The organism is Acinetobacter tandoii (assembly GCF_008867985.1).
Classification (GTDB): Bacteria; Pseudomonadota; Gammaproteobacteria; order Pseudomonadales; family Moraxellaceae; genus Acinetobacter; species Acinetobacter tandoii.
The window spans coordinates 225,775-247,970 of sequence record NZ_VXLD01000001.1; the positions used below are offsets into that span (position 1 = coordinate 225,775).

Consider the following 22,196-nt stretch of genomic DNA (forward strand, 5'->3'; position numbering starts at 1 on the left):
GTATAGGAAATGAAAAGCGCGACAAGTAAAAGTGCAGACAATTTGTCCGCGCTGGTGTATCAACGCATTAAGAACGATATTTTCGATTTCAAATTAATGCCAGGTGAACGTTTTACTGAGTCTGAAGTTGCACAAGCATATGAGGTGAGTCGAACTCCAATTCGGCAAGCTTTGTATCGCTTGCAGCAAGAAGGCTATGTCGAGGTCAGTTTCCGCAGTGGTTGGCAAGTCCGACCACTGAACTTCCGCTATTATGAAGAACTGTATGATGTGCGGATTGTGCTGGAAAAAGATGCCATTTATAAGTTGTCACAGCAAGATTGTGAGCAATCCAGTGAGTTGGCAAGACTGAAAGCAATTTGGATGGTGGAACCGCAAGATTATCTGAATGACATAAAGCAACTCTCGCAACTGGATGAGGATTTTCACTGCGCTTTGGTTCGTGCAGCAGGCAATAATGAGATGGCGCGAATTCACTTAGACTTAAGTGAAAAAATACGGATTATCCGCCGTTTAGATTTTTCTAAACAGTACCGTATTGAAGCCACATATCAGGAACATCAACATATTTTAAAATTAATTTTTGAGCAAAAAACTGAAGAAGCAATCGCGGCAATTGCCACCCATATTCAGCAAAGTCGAGATGAGGTGAAAAAGATTACCTTACACATGTTGGATCCGAGCCAGTTTGTTTAAATTTATATTCAATATCGGTTTAAAAATACATTCGACGACATATGAGTTCGTAATATGTACATGCAGCGAAAGTGAAGATTTTGTTATACTATTACATTAATCTTCACTTTTTGTTTGGCTTGCGAGCATCTCATTTTGAAACTGTTGACCCCACAAAAATCCGTACCGACCCATATTATTTCTGGATTTTTAGGTGCAGGAAAAACTACATTACTGAATAGCTTATTGGCACAAAAGCCTAAAGGCGAAGTCTGGGCTGTCTTGATGAATGAGTTTGGTCAAATAGGGGTGGATCAAAATCTGCTTCCGCAAGCCGAAGGTTATGCCGTAAAGGAGCTTTTAGGCGGTTGTTTGTGTTGCAGCAGTCAATTGCCCATGCAAATTGCATTATCTCGTTTATTGTCTGAAACTCAACCTGATCGTTTATTCATAGAACCTACAGGTTTGGGTCATCCAGCTCAACTGTTAGAGCAACTGACTGAACCACATTGGCAAAGCCAAATTCAAATGCGTGCTTTAGTTACGGTGGTGGATGGTTCGCGTTTGCATAAACAGGAATGGGTGAAACAGAATCTGTATGCTGATCAGTTGAAAGCCGCGCAAATCGTGGTGATTTCACATGCGGAACATATGCAAGCGCTTGATGAACAGGCTTTACAACAGTTGCAGCAGGAATATCTGGCCTATGCTCAGACATGGTTAAAACCTACTTTGGGGCAACTCCAACTGGTAGAAATTGATTTGCCATATCAAGGTATACAACGCAAAATCCAGCCATTAATTCAGATTCAAAAAAAGTACAGTAATGAGTCTGCATTACCTGAAATTAAGCAACTACCTTATCATTATGTAGAAACTGCGCAGGGTTATAGTGTGGCAGGGTGGAAGTTTTCCAAGCGTTGGCAATTTGATTTCTACGATTTACTTGACCTGTTATGCGAACAGCAGCAGTGGCTCAGAATCAAGGGTATTTTTAATACCAATCAAGGTTGGAAAAGTTTTAATTTTAATCCGAATCAGTTTAATTATCAGTCTGCACCTGAAAATGTCGATAACCGTATTGAAGTGATTGTTCAAACTGAACGGGACTGGGCTTTATTTGAAACTCAGTTACTTGCCTGCCGTATAGATACGGAAACGGATTAAAACTGTTCAGCAAAATTGTGTTAAATCTTATATGCTAGGCGCCAAATTTGAGGATCATTTCATGGCGTTAAAAGCAACAATTTATAAGGCAGATTTAAATATTGCCAACATGGATATTCACCAATATGGTGATTATCAACTCACCATGGCATTGCACCCATCAGAAACCATTGAACGTTTGATGGTTCGAATTTTGGCATTTGCACGTTACGCGAGCGAACAGTTGGAATTTACCAAAGATCTATTTGAAACTGATGAACCTGCACTCTGGGAAAAAGACCTGACAGGTCAGTTGGTACATTGGATTGAGGTGGGTTGTCCTGACGAAGATAAAGTCAAAAAAGCCAGCGCACGTTGTAAGTCGGTTGCCGTGGTTGCTTACGGTACGGCAGTAGAAGAGTGGTATAAACGCAATAGCAAATTAAAAACCCTCAGTAATGTTGAAGTTTGGCAATTATCACCAGCGACTACCGAAGCCATTCAGCAATTGTGCGAACGTACCATGCAATTGCAGTTGAATGTGATGGATGGTGAGTGGACGCTCATAGGTGATCATGCTCAAGCACAAATTGAGTGGATTCAGTTACAGTAAACTTAAGCGTGTTCGAGGAGTATTGAATATGTCAAACGAATTAGAAATTATTGATTTAGTTGTAGGCGAAGGTAAAGAAGCTGTAAAAGGCGCTTTAATTACCACACATTACACAGGCTGGTTGGAAGACGGAACTAAATTCGATTCTTCACTTGACCGTGGCAACTATTTTGAATGTGTGATTGGTACGGGCCGTGTGATTAAGGGCTGGGATCAGGGCATTATGGGCATGAAAGTGGGTGGTAAACGTAAACTGATTGTACCTGCGCATTTAGCCTATGGTGAGCGAAAAATGGGTAATATTATTCCAGCCAACTCGAATTTAATTTTTGAAATTGAATTATATGACGTTAAAACACGTGACTAATAATATTTGAAAAATAAACCATAGCATGTTTAGGAAAAAGCGTGCTATGGTTAAACTTGCTACTGAAAATAAACGTTTTTTTAGTGCATTCTATTTTATATTAAAAATCAAATTCGCGAACAAGGAATAAACGCGACTTGAAGATAAGAATATTTAAGCCATATACGATATTGCATTTTATCCTTTATGCGCTGACATGTTTCATGTTGCTTTTACAGCAATCCAGTTGGGCACTGTATGAACCAGTTCCTGAGTCTTATTACGTGCATCAAAAGAATATCAATTCAGTCACATTTGAAGAAAATACGACCACGTATTTGTCAGGACAGTGGCAGTATTATCCAAAACAATTGTTACAAACAGCGACACCGACCAGACCTTCTAGAACCGTACTTTTACCGATTTCCTTTAAAGAAATGGGGTATCCGCAAAATACTTATGGAACTTTTATTGGTCACTTTAAGATACCAAAAGAATTTATAGGACGCCGTATTGCCATTTGGATTCCAAATCAATACGGTGCGTATCGGATGTATTTAAATGGTGATTTTCTATTAAGACTAGGCAAGGTTGGCAAAACCATTCAAACCCAGCAAACCGAGAATGCACCACGCTTTGCTTATTTCATTGCCGAAAGTGAATATTTTACTGTCACCATGCAGGTATCGAGTTTTCAGAGTTTACATGGCGGTTTAGAAAACCCAATGCGAATTGGAGTGAGTCAAACAGTGAACCGCCAGTTCCAACAATTAATGATGAGCATCGCGGGCGTATGCGGAGCTGTGATAGGTGTAGGTGTATTCACTATATTATTTGCCATTTTCCGAGGGGTTAGACATAGCCAAAGCCAAGGTTTCTTTGTGTTTGGCATCTTTATTATTTTTTTAGCTTTACACAATTTATTTTCTGCACCCTATGTTTATACGGTGTTTACCAATATTGATTGGTTATGGGGAACACGGCTCGAATATATTTTTACCTATTTATCAGCATTTTTCTTTATCAATTACATGTTTTTACTCAATCAGCGTTATTTGCATCCTGCAGTTTTTACCATAGCTGTATTTGTATTGAGTTTCAACATTGTCATTACTTGTTTATCAATGCCTGAAGTTTTTGAAAAATTGGTATTTTATAGTTTTTTGTTAGGAATTATTGTGGTGCTGAACTTCGCTTACGGATTCTATCAAACCGTAAATAGGCACGAACCTTATTCAACCATTAATTTATGGGCAGTAGTGTTGTTGTGTGTCACTTTTCTACATGATTTTTTACTGAGTTTAAATTGGATTGATTCAGTTAACTTATCTTTTGCTTCGACCAGTTTTTATGCTTTTTTAATCATGGTACAACAAGCAAAAAATTATGCTTATCACTCCGATCGAATTGAGAAGTTAAATAATAATTTATTAGAACTCAACTCCTCATTGGATCAAAAAGTAAAAGAACGCACCGTCCAGTTAAGTCAACTAAATAAAAGGTTAGAGATACAGGCGAAAACTGATGCGCTGACAGGGGCTTTTAACCGCCGCGCCTTGAATTCAGAAATTCAGCGTCAGTTTAATGAAACCGCACAGCAGCATAATGCTGTGTTGGCTTTTGCCATGTTAGATGTTGATTATTTTAAAACGTATAATGATTATTACGGACATCTCAAAGGAGATGAAATCCTGCAACACTTGGTGCAAGTGATTCAAAGTAATTTGCCTGAGCATGCCTATTTGGCGCGTTATGGTGGTGAGGAATTTGCAATAATATTACGGAATATGCCTGTGGTGGTGGTTGAAAAATCATTACAGCATTTGCTTCAGATTATTCGTGAATATCAGTTCGAGCATATAAGTCGTACAGACCATAAACAATACGTGACCGTGAGTATTGGTGCTGCTTATATGGATCGAAATCACCCTTACCCTGATATTCATGAACTAATGAAAGCTGCAGATCAGCAGCTTTATCTCGCCAAAAACGCAGGGCGAGATCAACTGAGAATGTAAAAGACTAAATATATTTAATCATGGGGATAGTGTGTTGTTCTGGAGTTGCATATGCACGGATTTGGAAGCCGTGCTTTTGGTAAAATGACATTGCTGTTTGTGTGCTATCGAGGGTAATTTGTTGCAAGTTTCTTAGTTTTAAATGAGAAATAGCGCTGTTGAGTAAGGCAGAACCTATACCCTGATGCTGCATTTCGGGCAATGTATAATTCAGCAGTATTTTGCCAGTGTCACTGACCATAATAAAACCGACAGTTTGTTGATTGACGCTGTAAATCCAACTGTCGTTATAATGCATCCATAACAATAAATTACTATGCGTTTTGTTTTCCAGCCAAGCCTGAATTTTACTTTCCACACGTTGATGATCTTGTACACAGGAACGGATACTCTCCTGCAATACATGAAGAATCTCAGGAATATCCTGAATTTTTGCTGCCCTAATCATTGTTTGTTCTTATTTCCTGAAAACAGGCTTATTTCATGTGAATTCGTGACATTGGAACAGTAGAGATTTGTTGTTTTTTTGGTGTGTTTTAGGGTTGATCTTTTAATAAAAAGTAGCCCTTAAATTTGAAGTAAATCACAAATTTTAACGAACTGTATATGCATTTAACTGATTTTTAAGATAATTGGGCTCATCCAAAATATAAAACAGCGTATGATATAAGTGAGCGTAATGCTGAAAATATGCCTGAATAGGGGGACAATATGTTTAAAATTATTGTTTTATGTTTATTAGGCTTTGCCCTGACAGCAGCGTGGCAGATTTTTATCAAAATTAAAGTGACTGAAAAGTATCGTGCTCGCTATTTTTCTAAAACCCTACCCGAAGATGCTCAAACAGAGCTGACGGAAACAAAATTAATAGAAAGCAAAGTAATCGAAATTGAATATTATGATCAATTGCTGTTTGATGATGCTGTGAAACAGTTTTTTGAGCAAAATATTCATATTCGCGATATTCAAGCAGCAGAAGAAATCCAACATAATTTGCTTAAAAAATTACCTGCTAAAGCGTTAACCCAAATTCGCAAGCTAGATTTAAATGAGTGGTCGATTTATTGGAATTTCTATGACCAGTCACTTGAATATTATGTTGGAAAGTATGGCGTGTTTTGTAGCCATGTTGACCGAAATGGTGCAGAACATAAGTCTGAGTTTAAGACGCATCCTGAAGTCACAGATCTCGTCTTTTAATCGCGTCAAAAGTTTCAAGATCATCTAGTTTGCCTCTTTTTATTGCAACTTGCGTTCTATGAAAAATTTCTCATAATGTGCCATCAGTTTTTAAAGTGAACCATTGATGTCTGGACTGGAAATTTTTGCTGTCATCATCAGCGTGATTGGCGTGGCGTTAACCATTAAACGCAATATGTGGTGTTGGTGGTTTAATTTTCTCGCTTTCGTTTTATATGCTTATTTGTTCTATACTTTTAAATTGTATGGAGAAACAATTTTACAGTTTTTCTTTATGGTGGTGAATTTCTACGGGTTTTATCATTGGCTGAAAGGTAAGCAGCAAGACCATTATATCCGTATCGAGCCGATTAAAACTAGTACGGTAATTTGGCAAATATTGTTGTCTGCACTGGCTGGATTGGCCTTTGGATTAAGTCTGAAATTCTGGACAGATGCAGCGGTGCCGATGTTAGATGCACAATTGGCAGCATTTAGCTTATTGGCAACCTATTGGACTAGCCGCAAACATATTGCGACATGGGTACTTTGGGTGTTTGTAGATATTGTTTATGTCGGGATGTTTATTTATAAAGATCTGTTTTTGACTGCAGGTTTATACGCTGCCTTTGTTGGTTTAGCCGCTTTTGGTTGGTGGCAATGGATTCAAGTCCAGAAAAAACAACACTTGGCAGGCATAAAAGCTGAATAGTAGGATTGGGGCAAGTGAATGTTGATCCATTTTAATCAAGCCAAGTTACAGCAGTTTGATGAAATTGCCCGTAAAATTATTCAAAATCCAGAACAATATTTACAATTTGATTCAGTTTCAGACTTTTATCAAGCCACTTGGCTTGACCTTTTTCCTAAAGGTACGACTTGGGCTGCAACAGGTTTAGATGATGGTGCTACAGAATTCTACGCCATCATTGAATTTCAACATCATTATTTAAAGATCAATTGCTTATCAGAAATCAGTGTGACTTTTGGCATTTCCAATACGTAAAACAAAAAATGGGTCAATGACAGTCTAAACAGAATTGACTTTAATCAGTCATGATATCAACGTATAGTCAACGTTGTTTTGTAATGAAAATACTCGCGCTTTTCCAATAGGATAAAACAAAAAAGAAGGAACCGTCATGGCACATCAGTTTATTGTCAATGCAACCATACAGGGTGTATCGCTAGAAGAATTTAAACGTTTAGCTGCTGATACGAGCCTACATGAACAAGTTTGTCGCCGAATTCCAGGTGAAAATTTGGAAATTTTAGAATCAAAAAAAGTAGGCGACATCTACACTCTGAAACGTGCTTATAATTTAGATGTAAACATTCCAGACATTGCCAAAAAACTATTAAAAGATGCATTTCGCTTGCATCGCACAGATATTAGTAATCTTGAAGCGATGACGTCTACTGTCGATTTAGGTGCGAATTTACCTTTACAAGCCAGTTGTAACCGTTCAGTCAAAGGCTCAGATCAACATATTGAATTTCAATTAGAGTGGACGGTCAAAGTGAAAGTCCCTTTAATCGGTGGAATATTAGAGAAACATGCTGAAGGGGAAATTCGTAAGTTCAGTGAAATTGAATTGACGATTGTTGAAGATGAATTAAAAAAGAATTTAACTGTTTAAACTTATTTAGGGCTGAGATCAGCAAAGGGCACAAGACTAGATGGCGCCCTTTGCTATTCCAAGCGATTAGGCTTGATTTACCTAGATATTCTAATATTTAGCTCTTTAATTTCGCCAACGCTTTTTTTAGTGGAAGTTTATCTGTCGCAAAGCCATAAATTGCAGCAAACGGTAGCGCTGTTCGTGCCAAATAAGCTACACGCCATAATCCACCATGATTGGCACCCTGCATCATCAACTCTAAAGGATGATTCATTACTGTTTCAGGATTTGCGACCGAGTCAGGATTACGTAAATCATGAATCCACAGCGCCGCCATAATGGCATTGGTCGTTTCAGGTTTAAAAGCTTCGACATCAAATAAACTGGCACCATTAAAAGCGGCTTTGAGCAGCGGATTTTTGGTCACAGAGTGTGTGGTGGTCGATGGGGCAATATTAATACTTACACGTTGCCCTTCATGACGAGCCAGAGTTGCGCGCCATTGCTGAATACGTTTCGCCAATGCGTAGTTCGGGCCTTGTTCAATCACCAGGCAGTCTGCGATTCCATAGACTTGACCATTGTCAGATTTAATCAGGTCATGCAGGTTTCTCTGGAAAAAATGTTTTAAAGATGCTGTTGCTACACCTTTAGTCAGCAGCTTCTGCATTTGAGAGCGATAACGGAATTTGTCTGCTGAAGACTCAATCACTTCTTTGGGTACAGCATAAACATCAGTTGGCGTACACATAAACATTAAGCTGGTGTCGGCTTTTTGTTCACTAACGACTTTCATAATGCTGTCCATGGCCATGGCAACGCGGACATGCTTCTCTCCATCGAGATAAGCAATAGCTGCCAAATCCAGTTGATGTTCGCTTTGTAATAGCCATTGTGCAATTTCTGGAGTTTGGGTAAGTAAATTTGCCCCAAGCTTGGCATAGAGTTCACGAGTTGGCGTCTGGTCGGAAAGAGAAGTCTGACTTGGTGCATACAACGTTGCATTACCATTTTGAATGGTATTGAGAATTTTTTGCCAAACTTTGCTGTTAGGTAAATCCACAGCCACAATATTGGCTTTCCATTTGGACAGCCATGTCAGTGGACCTGCTTCAGAACCTGCACCAAATAGCACCATGGTGCGGTCAGAAAGATCGAACCATTCAGGGTGTGCATTGGCTAAACGTAAGGCGTCTGCATGAGAAGGTTCAATAATGCCGTCATCTTCCCATTTTTGAACTTGTGCAAGTAAAGCTTCACCTTTGAGGTTTTGTCCGTGATAAGGAATGTACCATTCTGGATCAACTAAGCTTTCACCTTTTAACTGAACAGTATGCAACTGAGCTAAGGGCACATCCATCATGTCTTTTAATAAATAACGTTGACCATTACGGTAAAACTCAAAACTATGTTGAGCTTTATGCAGACCTTGTTTTGCAATGCTAATCGGATTGCTGCAATTGCGAATGCCATGTTCGACCAAGGCTTTAAAGTACTTTGGATAGTTTTTACGCCATTTCTTTTCTTTTAGCACTTGTTGGGCAGATTGATTGTCTACAATCGATAATGCCTCAGCAATAATTTCCTTGCCTGTGCGAGTTGTACTTGGTTTTTGAGTATCGGGTTGAACAGGGAACTGTAGACCCTCTAAAGTGCTGGACATGCAAAAAATCTCGTCTGATTACAGTATTAATATACAGATGTATTCATTATCTATGCCAAATTAAAGTTTGGGGTGGCATTAACTACCAATTTATGTCCTGAGCGTCTAAAGTTTTAAACTCAGTTTGTGAAAAGCTTGGAAGAGTGCGCAGAAATTTGCATAAATATTGAGGAAAATTGAAATCAGCAGGCACTGTCAGTCTAGTCAATCGACTGACAGTCAAAGAAAAATTCAATTTAAGCTGTGACTTAGCAACGCCCTTTCTTGGCTTGACCTGGTGGGCAGAAATCACCACCATGTTCGTAGTGTCCTAAGTTGCCATTCGGGTCAACAACAATACTGCCTTCGCGTGTATGTACAGCACAAGCCGTGAGTATGTTTAAGCTGAGACAAGTAGCGATAATCATGAGAAATTTATACATATATTTATTCTCCATATTCTATCTATTGTTTTAAACTTAATTTTAGTCAAATTATTTTATTGCTGCGATTTGTTTTATGTAAAAGCTGTTATGAAATAAAAGTTATTTTTAAAAATGGGGGGAACGTGAATGTATCCCCCATTTTTGATTAATCTAAAATATTAAAATGGTAGCTGGGTTAGCTTATTGAAGAAATGTGGAATTAAGCGGGGTTCAAGTAAAATGGTCACAACGACGCCATAAGCTGCACCCCATAAATGTGCACTATGATTAATATGAGAGTTGCCCCGTTTTCCTGACCAAATGCTATAGGCAATATAGAGCACCGCAAAAATAATCGCAGGTACAGGAATAAAGAATACAAAAATCAGCTTCCATGGTTCAAACAGGATATAAGCAAACAGAACCGCAGACACGGCACCTGAAGCGCCAAGACTGGCCCATTGGAAGTCGTTTTTGTGTTTTAAGTAGCTTGGTAAAATAGCAAAAATTAATCCACCCAAATAAAATAGGGCAAAGCCAAGGTCGTAAAAATACTGACGATAAAAGCTTTCAATAATACTCCCAAAGAAAAATAGGGTAATCATGTTGAAGAGCAAATGAGCGCCATCCGCATGAACAAAACCATGCGTGATAAAACGGTCATATTGTCCTTTTTGCATTGCAGGTGGCCAAAAGATCAAGCGACTCATCAATTTCTGATTGGAAAATGCCAGAAGGGAAACCACCACAGTAATGATAATCAGCGCAACAGTATGGTTGAAAGGCAGATTTAGCATATAGAAAAGGTTCAATTTTTAATGACTCAATCTCAATAATGCCATTAATTGATTCATTGCACAGGACTTTTAGAATAAATCCGACAATTTTAGTTGATTTTTTTTAATTTACCCGCATCTTCAGTTAAAATAGCGACTTCAGCTTGAGGAAATATTGTTATGTCGACTGAGAACACCAGCACTGCAGTTGCAGAAGAAATTCCAAACTTATTGATTACACCAACTGCACAAGAGTATTTACGTGATTTATTGGCGAAACAAAATACTCCAGGTATTGGTGTACGTGTTTTTGTGGAACATCCTGGAACACCTCGTGCTGAATGTTGTATGGCATATAGTGCGCCTGAAGAAGTTGTGCCAACAGATTATAAGCAAGACTATCCAGATTTCCCTGCTTATGTTGACGCACCATCTATTCCATATTTATTAGATGCAGTCATTGACTACAACAAAGACCGTTTTGGTGGTCAGTTGACTTTCCGTGCGCCAAATTCAAAAGTTCCACGTGTTGGGCCTGATGCTTCTGTCGAAGAGCGTATTACTTATGTTTTACAATCTGAAATCAATCCAGGTTTAGCAGGTCACGGTGGCAACTGTGCTTTGGTTGAAGTGGTTGCAGATGAAGAGCATGGTCTAACTGCTGTACTTAAATTTGGTGGTGGTTGCCAAGGTTGTTCAGCGATTGATGTGACCTTGAAACAAGGGGTAGAAACGACTTTGAAACAACACGTTCCAGAGTTACAGCGTGTGATTGACCAGACGGATCATACCCAAGCAGAAGGTGCATATTTCAAGTAATTACTTGAACGTAATAAATTAAAAACCTCCATAGTATGGAGGTTTTTTTATGTCTGTTTTATACAAAATGACCCTGATTTTAAATAACTATTTAATAGTAATGAGAATAATTATTAATAATAATTGCATTTATATTTATGTTTGTTACACTCTGAAACCGAAATTTCACGTTTTTTTCTATCTTCCACACCTTTGGGATATTTGTATGAACAGACGTATTGTCCAATCAGCATTAGCACTTTCAATTTTGTCGGTCATAAGTGTGATGAGTAATGCTGAAGATTTACAGACAGAACAGCAAACTTCTTCAACTGCGCAAATTACGACACAACAAACAGATCCAACCAAACTTGAAAAAATTGTTCTGACTGCCGAAGAGCAAGTAAAGCAATCCCTAGGGGCATCTATCATTACTGAAGAAGATTTAGATAAGCTTCCTGTAGTGAATGACATTTCTGAATATGTTCGTCGTATGCCTGGTGTGAATTTGACAGGTAACAGTGCAACAGGGCAACGTGGCAATAACCGTCAAATTGATATTCGTGGTATGGGGCCGGAAAATACCTTAATTTTGATTGATGGTAAGCCCGTTAACTCTAGAAACTCAGTTCGTTATGGTTGGCGTGGTGAACGTGATACGCGTGGAGATTCAAACTGGGTACCAGCAGATGCAATTGAATCGATTGAAGTGTTACGTGGTCCTGCTGCTGCGCGTTATGGTTCAGGTGCCATGGGTGGTGTGGTCAATATTAAAACCAAGAAAGTAACCAATGAAGTACATGGTTCGGTTGAGCTTTATACCAATCAGCCAGAAGATTCCAAAGAGGGAGCAACCAATCGTGTTGGCTTTAATTTAAGTGGTCCGATTGTTAAAGATGTTTTGTCTTATCGTTTGTATGGTAATTACAACCAGACCGATGCAGATGCACCAGATATTAATCCGCTCACTGCGTCGGGAACGCGTGCGGCAGGTCGTGAAGGTGTAGAAAATCAAGATATTGCAGGACGACTGGCTTGGCAAGTGAATGATCAGCAAACCCTTTTGTTGGATATTGCAACAGGTCGACAAGGCAATGAATATACAGGTGATATTCAAAACAGTAACTTTGATGCTGCTGGTACAGGTGGAAGCTTTAGCAATGCAGATTATGTCCGAGGCTTATTAGGCCAAGAAACCAATACCATGTATCGGGACAGTTATGCTTTAACGCATGAAGGAAAATGGGACTGGGGCGATACTAAACTCATCGCACAATACGATAAAACCAAGAATAAACGTATTCCAGAATCTCTTGCTGGTGGGCCAGAAGGGAGTCCAAATTCATTTAATAAAAAGACTTCTACATTAGAGACGTTGCGTTTTAATGCGGAAACGAATATTCCTTTAGAGATTGTTGTTCCTCAAGTTTTAACTGTGGGTGCTGAATGGGTAGAAGATGACTTCAAGGATCCATCGAGCACAGTACAAACTGATGCTTCTGGACTCATCAACTTATCTGCTGACCGTGAAAGCATGCAATCACGAATCGCTTCTGCCTATATTGAAGATAACTTTAAGGTGACAGATAGTACTGATTTAGTCCTTGGTGTTCGTTTTGATGATCATGATAAATCAGGTTCGAATTGGAGTCCGAGCTTAAACATTACCCAAAAATTGGGCGATTACTTTACCCTGAAAGGTGGCATTGCAAAGGCGTATAAAGCGCCAAATATGTATCAAACTTCAGAAGGTTATTTGTTATATACCCGTGGTAATGGTTGCCCAATTAAAGCCACACAAATTTCCCAATGCTATTTAATCGGTAATGCGGATCTAAAACCTGAAACCTCGATTAATAAAGAACTGGGTGTTCAATTCGAAAAAGATATGGTCAATGCCAGCTTAACGTGGTTTAGAAACGATTATGAAAATAAAATTACAGCAGGAGAAACTGTTTTAGCCACTTCAACAGCGGGTCATAACATTTTACAGTGGGAAAATGTGCCTGAAGCATTGATTCAAGGGCTCGAAGGAAGTGTAACCTTAAGCTTTGATAATGCAAGTTGGACCAATAATGTAACGTATATGATGGATTCGGAGAATAAAAAAACAGGTAATCCGCTGTCGATTGTACCGAATTATACGATTAACTCCATCTTTAACTATAACGTGACCGATGCCATGGATGTGAACTTTGTATATACCCAGTATGGTCGCCAAAAGCCACGTCAATATGCAGAATCGAATACTGAAAATGGCGCTATGAATGTTACTGCCGTGAAAAGTTATGGTATAGCAGGCATTAATGCAGGCTATAAATTTACGGATCAAATCAGTGGTCGTCTTGGTGTTAGCAATTTGTTTGATGAAAAATTATTACGTGATAACTCTGTGAACCAAACTTATAACGAACCAGGTCGTGCTTATTATGCAAGTCTGAAATATGAGTTTTAAGCTGATTTAAATGTAGAACAAAAGGGCGCTATTCAGCGCCTTTTTTCAAGATTGCTAAGGTACTGTCAGAATAATAGAACTTCTCTAAATAATGACGTGCACGTTGAGTGAGGTAATCTGATTGCAGCATATTCTGAATAATCGGTTCTAACAGATGTTGTAACTGATTTTGGATTAATGCTTCATCAATATTTAAGTCACGGAACAATAAATCAAAGCTTCGGTCTTGATTCCGTGCATACCATGCAGAGATGCCATCTTTCACTTGTTGTGCCATGTATTCACTTTGACGTAAGTGATCCCAAATTTCATGACCTAAACCAACAGTGTGTTGTAAGTCATCAATTTCGATATAATTTTTTAACACATTGAGCGGAAGGTCTTTAATTTTATGCCATAAATTGGCTTGAAAATGATAAAGCTTATCGTCATTAAAATGCTGATTTAACACTTGTTCACTCATTTGACTGAGTTTCTGAATATTTTTTTGTAAATAATGCTGAATGGCTTGATCTAAGTTTGAATCAGTCACACTTTCTAAAACAGATTTCCCCATTTTCATAAAACGAGAAACGCCCGGCACATGCTTGACCATAACGGAATTATCTAAATAGTCATGAATCGCGTGTTGAATCAGTTGCGTGATCATGGCAGCGAAAGCAGGGTTATTCACAACGGTATGAATTAAGCGTTGTCTATGCCCACTTTTACTGGCGACATATTGAGCAATTTTATCGACAGTAAGCACAGGAATGGCATCTGCGATTTTGGTCTGGTCATTTGCGGGATGAACCAAGGCAAAGCGAATATGTTCTGCAACTTGTTCAATTAAAAAATCACTGGCAGGCGTCTTTAAGATTTGCTGGTCAATTAATTGATGAATTTGTTCGACTGTCCAAATTTGTTTTAATTTTTGCTTTCTGAACCAATAATAAAACTCAACAAATTCATTTTTAATGGTTTCTGACTGAGTAAATTCATGATTTAAAAATTGTAGATGAGCTTCGATCAGTTGCTCAATCATCGGGTGTTTTTGCATAAAAGCTCAAATTTAATGTAAAGGAATCAGTTGATCCGCCAATGGATTTTTCAGATTTTGGGTCTTTGCGAGAAATGGGAGGTAATAATTCGCAACTTGTTTATCTGCTTCCAATAAAGGCATATGACCCACATTGTTCAGGATGACAGGTGCTTCGGCACGTTTCAACAGAGATTTTAATTCATCTGCAACTTCAACATTAAAGATTTTATCCTGTTTGCCCCACAAAATTAAAGTTGGTGCTTCTACATTGCGGGTAATTCGAGCAAATGTTTCAGGGGTATAGATGCGATTTAACGTCGAAATTTGCTCAATGACTAGATTATTTATACCTGATTGTGCAATCAAGAGTTGTTCTTTAGCATGTTTGAGCTCTGGAGAAAGTTTGGGGGGATTCTGCATGATCTCATGACGAACCTCATCATAATCACCAGGTTTTGACACAATAATATGCTTTAAAAAATGTGGGTCTCTCGTGTAGGGGGTGTTGGCTTTTTTGTAGATGCCTGCACTATTTAATAGAAATAAACTTTGTGTATCAAAAGGATATTGCGCAGCATAGAGAGTTGCAATTGAACCACCTAAAGAGTGACCTGCGATATTCAATTTATTCTCGATATCTATAGCTTCAGCAAATTGTCGAAGGCTGGAGGTGACGTTCGGAACAGCAATATCAAAATTGGATGGAACTTTGGTGTCCCCATAAATGGGTAGGTCGGGCACAATGACGTGATAGTTGGGAGTGAGATAAGAAGCAACGCGATTCCAATTGTCACGATTTCCTCCAAACCCATGAATCAGTAAAACAGTAGGTTTTTGACTCGATCCTCCTTCGTTATAGCTCCAAAAAATATCTCCGACTTTGAGGGTTTTGGTTTTTAATCCGCAATCTTCACGTTCTTGTTGTAAATAATTTTGTAGCGTAATTTGCTCGGGAGAAAGTTGTGGATTTTTAGCTGAAGCAACATTGGGCAATGACATCGTAATTAGGATTCCCATTGCAGTAACAAAATGAGAAAAATATTTACGAGTTTGTGTCATTGACTTAAATCCTTATCGCTAAAATTCTGTTGTAGAAAATCTATTCTTGAAACTGCAAAAAACTGGAATTGGTATAAAGAATAATCTTTGACTTTATAAAGATCTATTGTAAATACAATCACTAAAATGTCACGAACAAGTTTATTGAAATGATTGATATAAAAATAAAATAATGTGATTTACTTCAAGATAATAACAAAAAGCACTTGAACTTTTTTGCCAATCTAAAAAGGCTTAGCCGTATTCTTTTTTGCAAGTGACATTCCTTTTTGCTGGTATTAGAATATTGAAACTTCAAATCATGGTGGAAAAAAGAATGCTAACGGCTCAAGAAGCATTAGACCGTCTTAAAAAAGGAAACCAACGTTTTGTTTCTGGGGAAACAACCCTCCCTAAACAATTGACGCACCAAGAACGTGCTGAAATGGCAGAAGATCAAAATCCTTTTGCAATTATACTTGGTTGTTCAGACTCGCGTGTTCCTGCCGAGATGGTTTTTGACCAAGGCTTAGGTGATTTATTTGTTATTCGTGTCGCGGGTAACGTGGTTGCTCCTTCGCAAGTGGGTAGTGTGGAATTTGCTGCTGAACGTTATGACTGTGCAGTAGTTGTTGTTCTTGGCCATAGCCATTGTGGTGCCATTCAAGCGACCATTGACACTTTAATGAACCCAGAGTGTCCACCATCAAATAATTTGATGTCGATTGTGAACCGTGTGCGTCCTTCTGTCGAAACTTTGATGCAAACTGAGTTGAAACACGATTTGAAAAAACTTTCGAACCACGCTGTCCGTTCAAATGTGTTTGCTTCGGTAAATCAATTACGCCATGGTTCAGCTGTATTAGAACAATTAATTGCGAAAGGCAAGATGATTGTGGTCGGTGCGGAATATTCACTTGAAACAGGTGAAGTGATTTTTTTTGATTTCTAAGGCATTTGATCTATAAAAATATAGACGTGATTAAAGGCGCTTTATAAAGCGCCTTTAATATATGGATAAGCTAAATTCAGTAATTGGGGTTGTGCTTGAGCATTAGGATGAATTAAATCTTTTTGCATTAAATTCTGATGACCCGCGATGCCTTCTAAAAAGAAGGGCAGTAATTTCACTTGATAGCGTTGACTGACTACAGTGTAGTTTTGTTGAAAAGCCTTGCTATAGGCTGTGCCATAATTTGGCGGCATTTTCATTCCAAATAAAATGACTTTGGCTTTTGCCTTTTGGCTTTGCTCAACTAATCGTGCTAGATTTTGTTGAATCATTTGTGGTGGTTGACCACGTAAACCATCATTTCCGCCCAGTTCGATGACCACAATATTTGGCTTATAAGTAGCAAGTAATTTGGGTAAACGTGCTAAAGCACCACTGGTAGTTTCACCGCTCACACTCGCATTGACCACTTGATGCTGTTTCGGATACTGTTGGTCTAATCGTTTTTGTAACAGTGTGACCCATCCTTGCTGTGGCTGCAAACCATAACCTGCGCTAATACTATCACCGAGAATCAGAATAGTTTTAGCTGAAGCCATTACTGGACTTAGGCAGAGCATGAGTCCCATCACCCAAGAATAAACGAATACTTTAAAACGATATTGACGCATAGTAACTGACGAAAACCTGAGCACAATAGAAGAGAGATTCATCATGCCACAAGCCGTAATTTCTGCCCAGAATTTGACACAAAAAATACATCTTGCAGATAAAAGTCTCTCAATTTTTGAAAATCTAAATCTCGACATTATGGAAGGTGAACAAATTGCTATTACAGGACGTTCGGGTTCTGGTAAGTCGACTCTATTGGGAATTTTGGCCACGTTAGATCAAGCCAGTGCTGGTGAATTAACTGTTTGTGGAGAAAATATTGCGGCGCTTAATGAAGAACAACGAGCGCTTGTCCGTTTGAAATATATTGGTTTTGTTTTTCAGTCTTTTCAACTTTTGCCGCACTTAACCGCATTAGAAAATGTCATGTTACCTTTGCGTTTGCACGCTAATTTTCAATATGCAGAGGCAGAACACCGTGCTTTAGAGCTACTTAAAAAGGTCGGGTTAGAGCGACAGGCAGAGCAAACGCCAAAAGTACTTTCTGGTGGAGAACAACAGCGTGTGGCGATTGCACGTGCTTTAATTAGTCAGCCTAAAATTATTTTTGCAGATGAACCTACGGGTAATTTAGATAGCCAAACAGCCAAAGAGATTGAGCAGTTATTATTTGCTTTAAATCAGGAACTAGGCACCACCTTGGTACTGGTTACGCATGATTTGAAATTGGCAAGACAATGCCAACGTCATCTCCATTTATTTGAAGGTCAGTTGCATGAACACGTGCAGGGTGGTGATCACGTATGAGTGCTCTATTTCGACCTTTATTGCAGCAAAGTCTGAAAAGTAGTGGAATGTATCTGCTGATTATTGCTTTGGTACTGGCGATTAGTGTAACGACTGCACTGAAATTTAGTAATGAGCAAATCCAGAATGCGGTGACTTTACAAGCCGCAGAGCTGATGGCGGCAGATTTAGTGTTGTCAGATCAGTCGGAAATTGAACAACGTTGGAAAGATCAGGCGACAGCCCAACACTTAAAACAGTCACAGGTTACCGTGTTTAACTCCATGGCGCATACAGAGTCGCAATTTGTCATGGTGAATGTGAAAGCGGTTGATGCACATTTCCCGCTCCGAGGGAAACTTCAGTTACAACCGGAGCTACATCGCCCTATTCAAAGTGGTGAAGTTTGGTTAAGTCCACGGGTGATGGACTTATTGCGGGTAAAGTTGGGAGACCAAATTCAAATTGCAGATGGTACGTTTAAAGTCACCGCAAAGATTCAACATGACTCCAATCAGGAGCTTGGCTTTTCAGGTTTTTCACCGACAGTGATGATTGCACAACAAGATATTGCACGAACAAATGCTATTCAAGTCGGCAGTCGAATTGATTACCGTCTATTGATGGCGGGCGATACGAATAATATTCAACAGTTTCAAACACAATTCAAACAACAACAGAAAACGACAAAGAATGTCACGGGAATTAATACAGAAGATGCCAATGGGTTGAAACTGCGGAATGCCACCGAAGGCAATACTCGTCTGATGCGCCCAATAGAGAATTTAGATACCTTTTTACAGTTGGCGAATATTCTGACTATTTTGCTGTGTGGTATCGCGATTGCATTGACCAGTCAACGCTATGTACAACAAAATCAAGACTATATTGCGTTATTGCGTTGTATGGGGGCTTCTAAATCCCAAATCTTAAAAGTCTATGCTTATCTTTTGTTATTTATGTTGAGCATCGCGATTTTGATTGGTGTGTTGCTTGGTGTTGTATTGGGTTATGGCTTATTACAGCTCATGCTACAACTGATTCCGAACTTGCAGCTACAATTTTCTGCATGGGCAATGCTGAAAGGCCCTTTGCCGATTGCCATATTGACTAGTGCAGTGGTATTAACAGGTTTTATTTTGCCGAATTTGTGGCAGTTGATGTACACCCCGCCAATCCGTGTGATTCGTCAACAAACGCAATCTATGCGTGTTTTCTTGTGGACTTTAGTGTCGGGTACACTGAGTCTATTTATTTTTAGTATCATTCTTACCGAAAATTTGCCACTGACCAGTTTGGTGATTGGTGGCATCATTGCCCTGAGTGTACTTTTGTATGTTTTGGTCTGGTTGGTTTTGAAAGCTTTAAAACGCTTAAAAATGGCAGTTTCGGCTTATGTTAAAGTACCTTATCAGACTGCGTTTCAGATTACGGCGTTGGCGTTAGGTCTGAGTTTAATCACTGTTTTGGCTGTCCTGCGTACTGATTTGTTAGAGCGTTGGCAACAGCAGTTGCCACAAGGTACGCCAAATCAATTTGTTTACGGTTTGCCACCATTTGATGTACCCCAATTCAAGCAGCAATTACAGGCACATGGCTGGAACAGCACACCTTTATATCCCAATATTCGTGGTCGATTAGTCGCAAAAAATGAACAACCTTTTTCGGAACAATTGGTTAAGAAAAATAACTCATTGCGTCGTGAATTGAATCTAACTCAAAGTAGTAGCCTACCAACGGATAATAAAATTGTACAAGGACAAGCAAATTTCACGCATGTCGGAGAGGTTTCTGTAGAAGCAAAAACTGCGACAGAATTGGGTATACAGGTGGGTGATCGGTTAAGCTTTAGTTTGCCTGAAGGCATGCTACACGCCAAAGTAGTCAATTTAAGAGAAGTTGAATGGGAAAGTTTTAGCCCGAACTTTTTCTTTATTTTTTCTCCACAAACTTTGGATGAAAATGCAGGTAGTTATTTGGGCAGTTTCTATGTTCCAGAGCAAGACAGACCACAACTGATTCAATTAATTCAGCAATTTAGTAATACGGTCTTTATTGATGTGGGCTTAATACTGGATGAAATTAAGCGCTTGATGAATGTGTTGATTCAGGTTGTGACCATTCTGGCTACACTGGTCAGCCTTGCAGGCATTTTGGTCTTAATTGCCTGTCTTAATTTATTGATGGATGAGCGGAAAAGGGAAGTCGCTTTACTTCGTTCATTTGGTAGCTCCAAACGTATGCTCAAAAATATGCTGACACTGGAAATTGGATTTATGGGGTTACTGGCAGGTATTGTGGCTTGTTTCTTTGCCGAATTGATCAGTGCAATTGCCAGTTATCGAATGAACCTAAGCATCCAAGCCCATTGGGAAATCTGGTTGATTCTACCTGTGAGTATGATGGTGTTGTGCTCACTGATTGGGCGTTATCGTTTGAGTTATCTCTGTGATATCCCACCATTACAAAGTTTAAGAGAGATGAATCAATCTTAAGATTCATCTTTCTGTCTTTAAAAATGGTAGCGTTGACGCATAGCCTGTAATAATTCAGCCCAAATTGGTTGAATCAGTTGAACTTGTTGCAGGCAATACTGGTATAGGAACCAGCAGCTCACGACGGCTACAGTTGTACCCAAAATGAAGCTTAGGGCAGGTTTTTGCCACTTTTGGCACAGATACCAAATACCTGCAAGGACTGCGCCCATCAGCATTCCGCCAACATGCGCAGCATTATTAATTCCAGAGATCGTGAGTCCAATCACCAAGTTAATGCCCATGACCATAATTAAGGTCTTTTTATCTAGAATAAAGCGTTGTTGTGGTAGAACAGGAAAGAGAGAAAGTAAGGTTAAAGCACCACCTAAGCCCATCACAGCACCTGAAGCACCCGCACTGACATGTGGCAGTAAAGAGGGATCAATTACTTGCTGATTCAACATACTTACCGTGTCATGTATTGCCAAATAACCACTAAAGAGACTGCCCATTAATCCTGCTGCAAGATAGAGCATGAAATAATAAAAACGACCAAAGAGTTGTTCTGCGACACTGCCAAAAATATACAACGCCCACATGTTTAACATTAAATGAATAAGTCCAAAATGAAAAAACATGCTCGTGAATAGGCGGATGGGTTCCTCTAAAAAGGTTAAAGGTGCATAATCAGCTCCCCAGCGTATGGCATCTGGTAGGCTTGGATCACTGACATTGACTCCAGAGAAAATTTGCCAGAGAAATAACCCGACATTGACCGCAATGAAAAGGGTTGTGAGCCACCAATCTTGCATATTCAGTTTGCTTGGAAGCCAAGGTGGTGTTGAATGAGACATGCTATTGTTTGACTTTGAATCTATATTTTGACCAAGCTTAGCACGAAAGAATGAAAATATTTGGAGCAACTTACTGACATGAAAGCTTTTTTTGTTCGAACTTTGTTAGTCATTGTCAGTTTTATTCTACTTGTACAGCTATGGATATTTAGCAGTTTGCTGTGGTGGCGTACACATCCAGTCGAAACAACTATGTTCATGCGTCTAGATTACTGGTCTGAACCATCAAAACCAATTCAGCACTCATGGCGGGATTATGATGAGATTAGCGATTATGTAAAACGTGCTGTGGTCACATCTGAAGATGGAAAATTCATGCACCATCATGGTTTTGACTGGGAAGGCATGCAATACGCTTTAGAACGTAACCAAGACAAAGGCAAAGTGGTTGCGGGCGGATCGACTATTTCTCAGCAGTTGGCGAAAAACTTATTTTTATACAATAAGCGTTCTTTTATTCGTAAAGGGCAAGAGGCTGTCGCCACTTGGATGATGGAGCGTATGTGGTCGAAACAGCGAATTCTTGAAGTCTATTTAAACTCGGTAGAATTTGGTGAAAATATTTACGGCGTAGAAGCAGCAACACAGCATTATTTTGGCAAAAGTGCGCGAAGTTTAACGCGTGATCAGGCAGCATTTTTAGCTGCAATTTTACCAAACCCTAAATATTATCAAAATCATCAGAATGATCGAAAAGTCCAAATTCGTAAAAAAATGATTCGCAAATATATGCGTTATAGCGAAATACCTTAAGGTGACCG

23 protein-coding genes are annotated in these 22,196 nt (G+C 39.1%); 15 read left to right on the top strand and 8 right to left on the bottom strand.

Translation table 11 applies throughout. The features are described from left to right. Positions 1-9 precede the first annotated feature (9 nt). The 5 genes from F4W09_RS01030 to F4W09_RS01050 all read left to right on the top strand — a co-directional run bounded on the left by F4W09_RS01030 (position 10) and on the right by F4W09_RS01050 (position 4,798). Entirely contained in the window at positions 10-696 is a 687-nt protein-coding gene (locus F4W09_RS01030; protein WP_016166924.1) for a GntR family transcriptional regulator, read from the top strand. A 135-nt stretch (positions 697-831) separates the two neighbouring features. After that, positions 832-1,842 (top strand): CobW family GTP-binding protein, encoded by a 1,011-nt coding sequence (locus F4W09_RS01035; RefSeq protein ID WP_151503732.1) that lies wholly within the window; start codon positions 832-834, stop codon positions 1,840-1,842. Between the two features lie 61 nt (positions 1,843-1,903). Next, the gene (locus F4W09_RS01040; protein ID WP_016166922.1) at positions 1,904-2,434 is read left to right on the top strand and encodes a YaeQ family protein; all 531 of its coding nucleotides are present in this window, start codon (positions 1,904-1,906) and stop codon (positions 2,432-2,434) included. Positions 2,435-2,462: 28 nt separating this feature from the next. Then, positions 2,463-2,801 carry an FKBP-type peptidyl-prolyl cis-trans isomerase gene (locus F4W09_RS01045; RefSeq protein WP_016166921.1) on the top strand — a complete coding sequence of 113 codons (339 nt, stop codon included), beginning with the start codon at positions 2,463-2,465 and terminating at the stop codon, positions 2,799-2,801. A gap of 203 nt (positions 2,802-3,004) precedes the next feature. Continuing rightward, positions 3,005-4,798: a sensor domain-containing diguanylate cyclase gene (locus tag F4W09_RS01050; protein ID WP_151503733.1), complete on the top strand. Its 1,794-nt coding sequence runs from the start codon at positions 3,005-3,007 to the stop codon at positions 4,796-4,798. A 4-nt stretch (positions 4,799-4,802) separates the two neighbouring features. Here the strand turns inward: F4W09_RS01050 and F4W09_RS01055 are convergent, their stop codons facing one another. Then, positions 4,803-5,246 carry a GNAT family N-acetyltransferase gene (locus F4W09_RS01055; protein ID WP_044737395.1) on the bottom strand — a complete coding sequence of 148 codons (444 nt, stop codon included), beginning with the start codon at positions 5,244-5,246 and terminating at the stop codon, positions 4,803-4,805. Between the two features lie 263 nt (positions 5,247-5,509). On the opposite strand from F4W09_RS01055, the gene F4W09_RS01060 reads away from it, so the two are divergent. From F4W09_RS01060 to F4W09_RS01075, 4 genes are all read left to right on the top strand, one after another. Next, on the top strand, positions 5,510-5,998 hold the full coding sequence (locus F4W09_RS01060; protein ID WP_151503734.1) for a hypothetical protein: 489 nt from the start codon (positions 5,510-5,512) through the stop codon (positions 5,996-5,998). A gap of 106 nt (positions 5,999-6,104) precedes the next feature. Next, positions 6,105-6,689, top strand: a complete 585-nt coding sequence (gene pnuC / locus F4W09_RS01065; RefSeq protein ID WP_151503735.1) for a nicotinamide riboside transporter PnuC — start codon at positions 6,105-6,107, stop codon at positions 6,687-6,689. 18 nt (positions 6,690-6,707) lie between these two features. Then, positions 6,708-6,983: a hypothetical protein gene (locus tag F4W09_RS01070; RefSeq protein ID WP_151503736.1), complete on the top strand. Its 276-nt coding sequence runs from the start codon at positions 6,708-6,710 to the stop codon at positions 6,981-6,983. 136 nt (positions 6,984-7,119) lie between these two features. Beyond that, the gene (locus F4W09_RS01075; protein WP_151503737.1) at positions 7,120-7,617 is read left to right on the top strand and encodes a DUF2505 family protein; all 498 of its coding nucleotides are present in this window, start codon (positions 7,120-7,122) and stop codon (positions 7,615-7,617) included. Positions 7,618-7,714: 97 nt separating this feature from the next. On the opposite strand, the gene F4W09_RS01080 is transcribed toward F4W09_RS01075, so the two are convergent. From F4W09_RS01080 to F4W09_RS01085, 3 genes are all read right to left on the bottom strand, one after another. Then, on the bottom strand, positions 7,715-9,262 hold the full coding sequence (locus F4W09_RS01080) for a hypothetical protein (protein ID WP_044737390.1): 1,548 nt from the start codon (positions 9,260-9,262) through the stop codon (positions 7,715-7,717). A 248-nt stretch (positions 9,263-9,510) separates the two neighbouring features. Then, the gene (locus F4W09_RS17075; RefSeq protein ID WP_016166913.1) at positions 9,511-9,684 is read right to left on the bottom strand and encodes a hypothetical protein; all 174 of its coding nucleotides are present in this window, start codon (positions 9,682-9,684) and stop codon (positions 9,511-9,513) included. Positions 9,685-9,845: 161 nt separating this feature from the next. Beyond that, positions 9,846-10,463, bottom strand: coding sequence for a rhomboid family intramembrane serine protease (locus tag F4W09_RS01085; protein WP_016166912.1), 618 nt, complete (start codon positions 10,461-10,463; stop codon positions 9,846-9,848). A gap of 159 nt (positions 10,464-10,622) precedes the next feature. Between F4W09_RS01085 and nfuA the strand changes: the two genes are divergently transcribed. Beyond that, the gene (gene nfuA / locus F4W09_RS01090; protein ID WP_131322138.1) at positions 10,623-11,261 is read left to right on the top strand and encodes a Fe-S biogenesis protein NfuA; all 639 of its coding nucleotides are present in this window, start codon (positions 10,623-10,625) and stop codon (positions 11,259-11,261) included. A 205-nt stretch (positions 11,262-11,466) separates the two neighbouring features. Beyond that, entirely contained in the window at positions 11,467-13,695 is a 2,229-nt protein-coding gene (locus tag F4W09_RS01095; protein ID WP_151503738.1) for a TonB-dependent siderophore receptor, read from the top strand. A 28-nt stretch (positions 13,696-13,723) separates the two neighbouring features. On the opposite strand, the gene F4W09_RS01100 is transcribed toward F4W09_RS01095, so the two are convergent. Then, entirely contained in the window at positions 13,724-14,734 is a 1,011-nt protein-coding gene (locus tag F4W09_RS01100) for a hypothetical protein (RefSeq protein WP_151503739.1), read from the bottom strand. 12 nt (positions 14,735-14,746) lie between these two features. Further along, on the bottom strand, positions 14,747-15,715 hold the full coding sequence (locus tag F4W09_RS01105; RefSeq protein ID WP_244948534.1) for an alpha/beta fold hydrolase: 969 nt from the start codon (positions 15,713-15,715) through the stop codon (positions 14,747-14,749). 376 nt (positions 15,716-16,091) lie between these two features. Here F4W09_RS01105 and F4W09_RS01110 point away from each other — a divergent pair, with 376 nt between their 5' ends. Then, positions 16,092-16,706, top strand: a complete 615-nt coding sequence (locus F4W09_RS01110) for a carbonic anhydrase (protein ID WP_151503741.1) — start codon at positions 16,092-16,094, stop codon at positions 16,704-16,706. A gap of 41 nt (positions 16,707-16,747) precedes the next feature. Here F4W09_RS01110 and F4W09_RS01115 read toward each other — a convergent pair whose 3' ends face one another. Next, a complete protein-coding gene (locus F4W09_RS01115) occupies positions 16,748-17,335 on the bottom strand; it encodes an arylesterase (protein ID WP_418655076.1) in 588 nt (195 codons plus the stop codon). Positions 17,336-17,420: 85 nt separating this feature from the next. On the opposite strand from F4W09_RS01115, the gene F4W09_RS01120 reads away from it, so the two are divergent. Both F4W09_RS01120 and F4W09_RS01125 read left to right on the top strand, forming a co-directional pair. Beyond that, positions 17,421-18,125, top strand: coding sequence for an ABC transporter ATP-binding protein (locus tag F4W09_RS01120; RefSeq protein ID WP_151503743.1), 705 nt, complete (start codon positions 17,421-17,423; stop codon positions 18,123-18,125). Continuing rightward, positions 18,122-20,599: an ABC transporter permease gene (locus tag F4W09_RS01125; RefSeq protein ID WP_151503744.1), complete on the top strand. Its 2,478-nt coding sequence runs from the start codon at positions 18,122-18,124 to the stop codon at positions 20,597-20,599. Before F4W09_RS01120 ends, F4W09_RS01125 begins: the two co-directional genes overlap by 4 nt. Positions 20,600-20,616: 17 nt before the next feature. Here F4W09_RS01125 and F4W09_RS01130 read toward each other — a convergent pair whose 3' ends face one another. Then, on the bottom strand, positions 20,617-21,435 hold the full coding sequence (locus F4W09_RS01130) for a rhomboid family intramembrane serine protease (protein WP_151503745.1): 819 nt from the start codon (positions 21,433-21,435) through the stop codon (positions 20,617-20,619). Between the two features lie 78 nt (positions 21,436-21,513). Here F4W09_RS01130 and mtgA point away from each other — a divergent pair, with 78 nt between their 5' ends. After that, the gene (mtgA, locus tag F4W09_RS01135) at positions 21,514-22,188 is read left to right on the top strand and encodes a monofunctional biosynthetic peptidoglycan transglycosylase (protein WP_151503746.1); all 675 of its coding nucleotides are present in this window, start codon (positions 21,514-21,516) and stop codon (positions 22,186-22,188) included. Positions 22,189-22,196 lie beyond the last annotated feature (8 nt).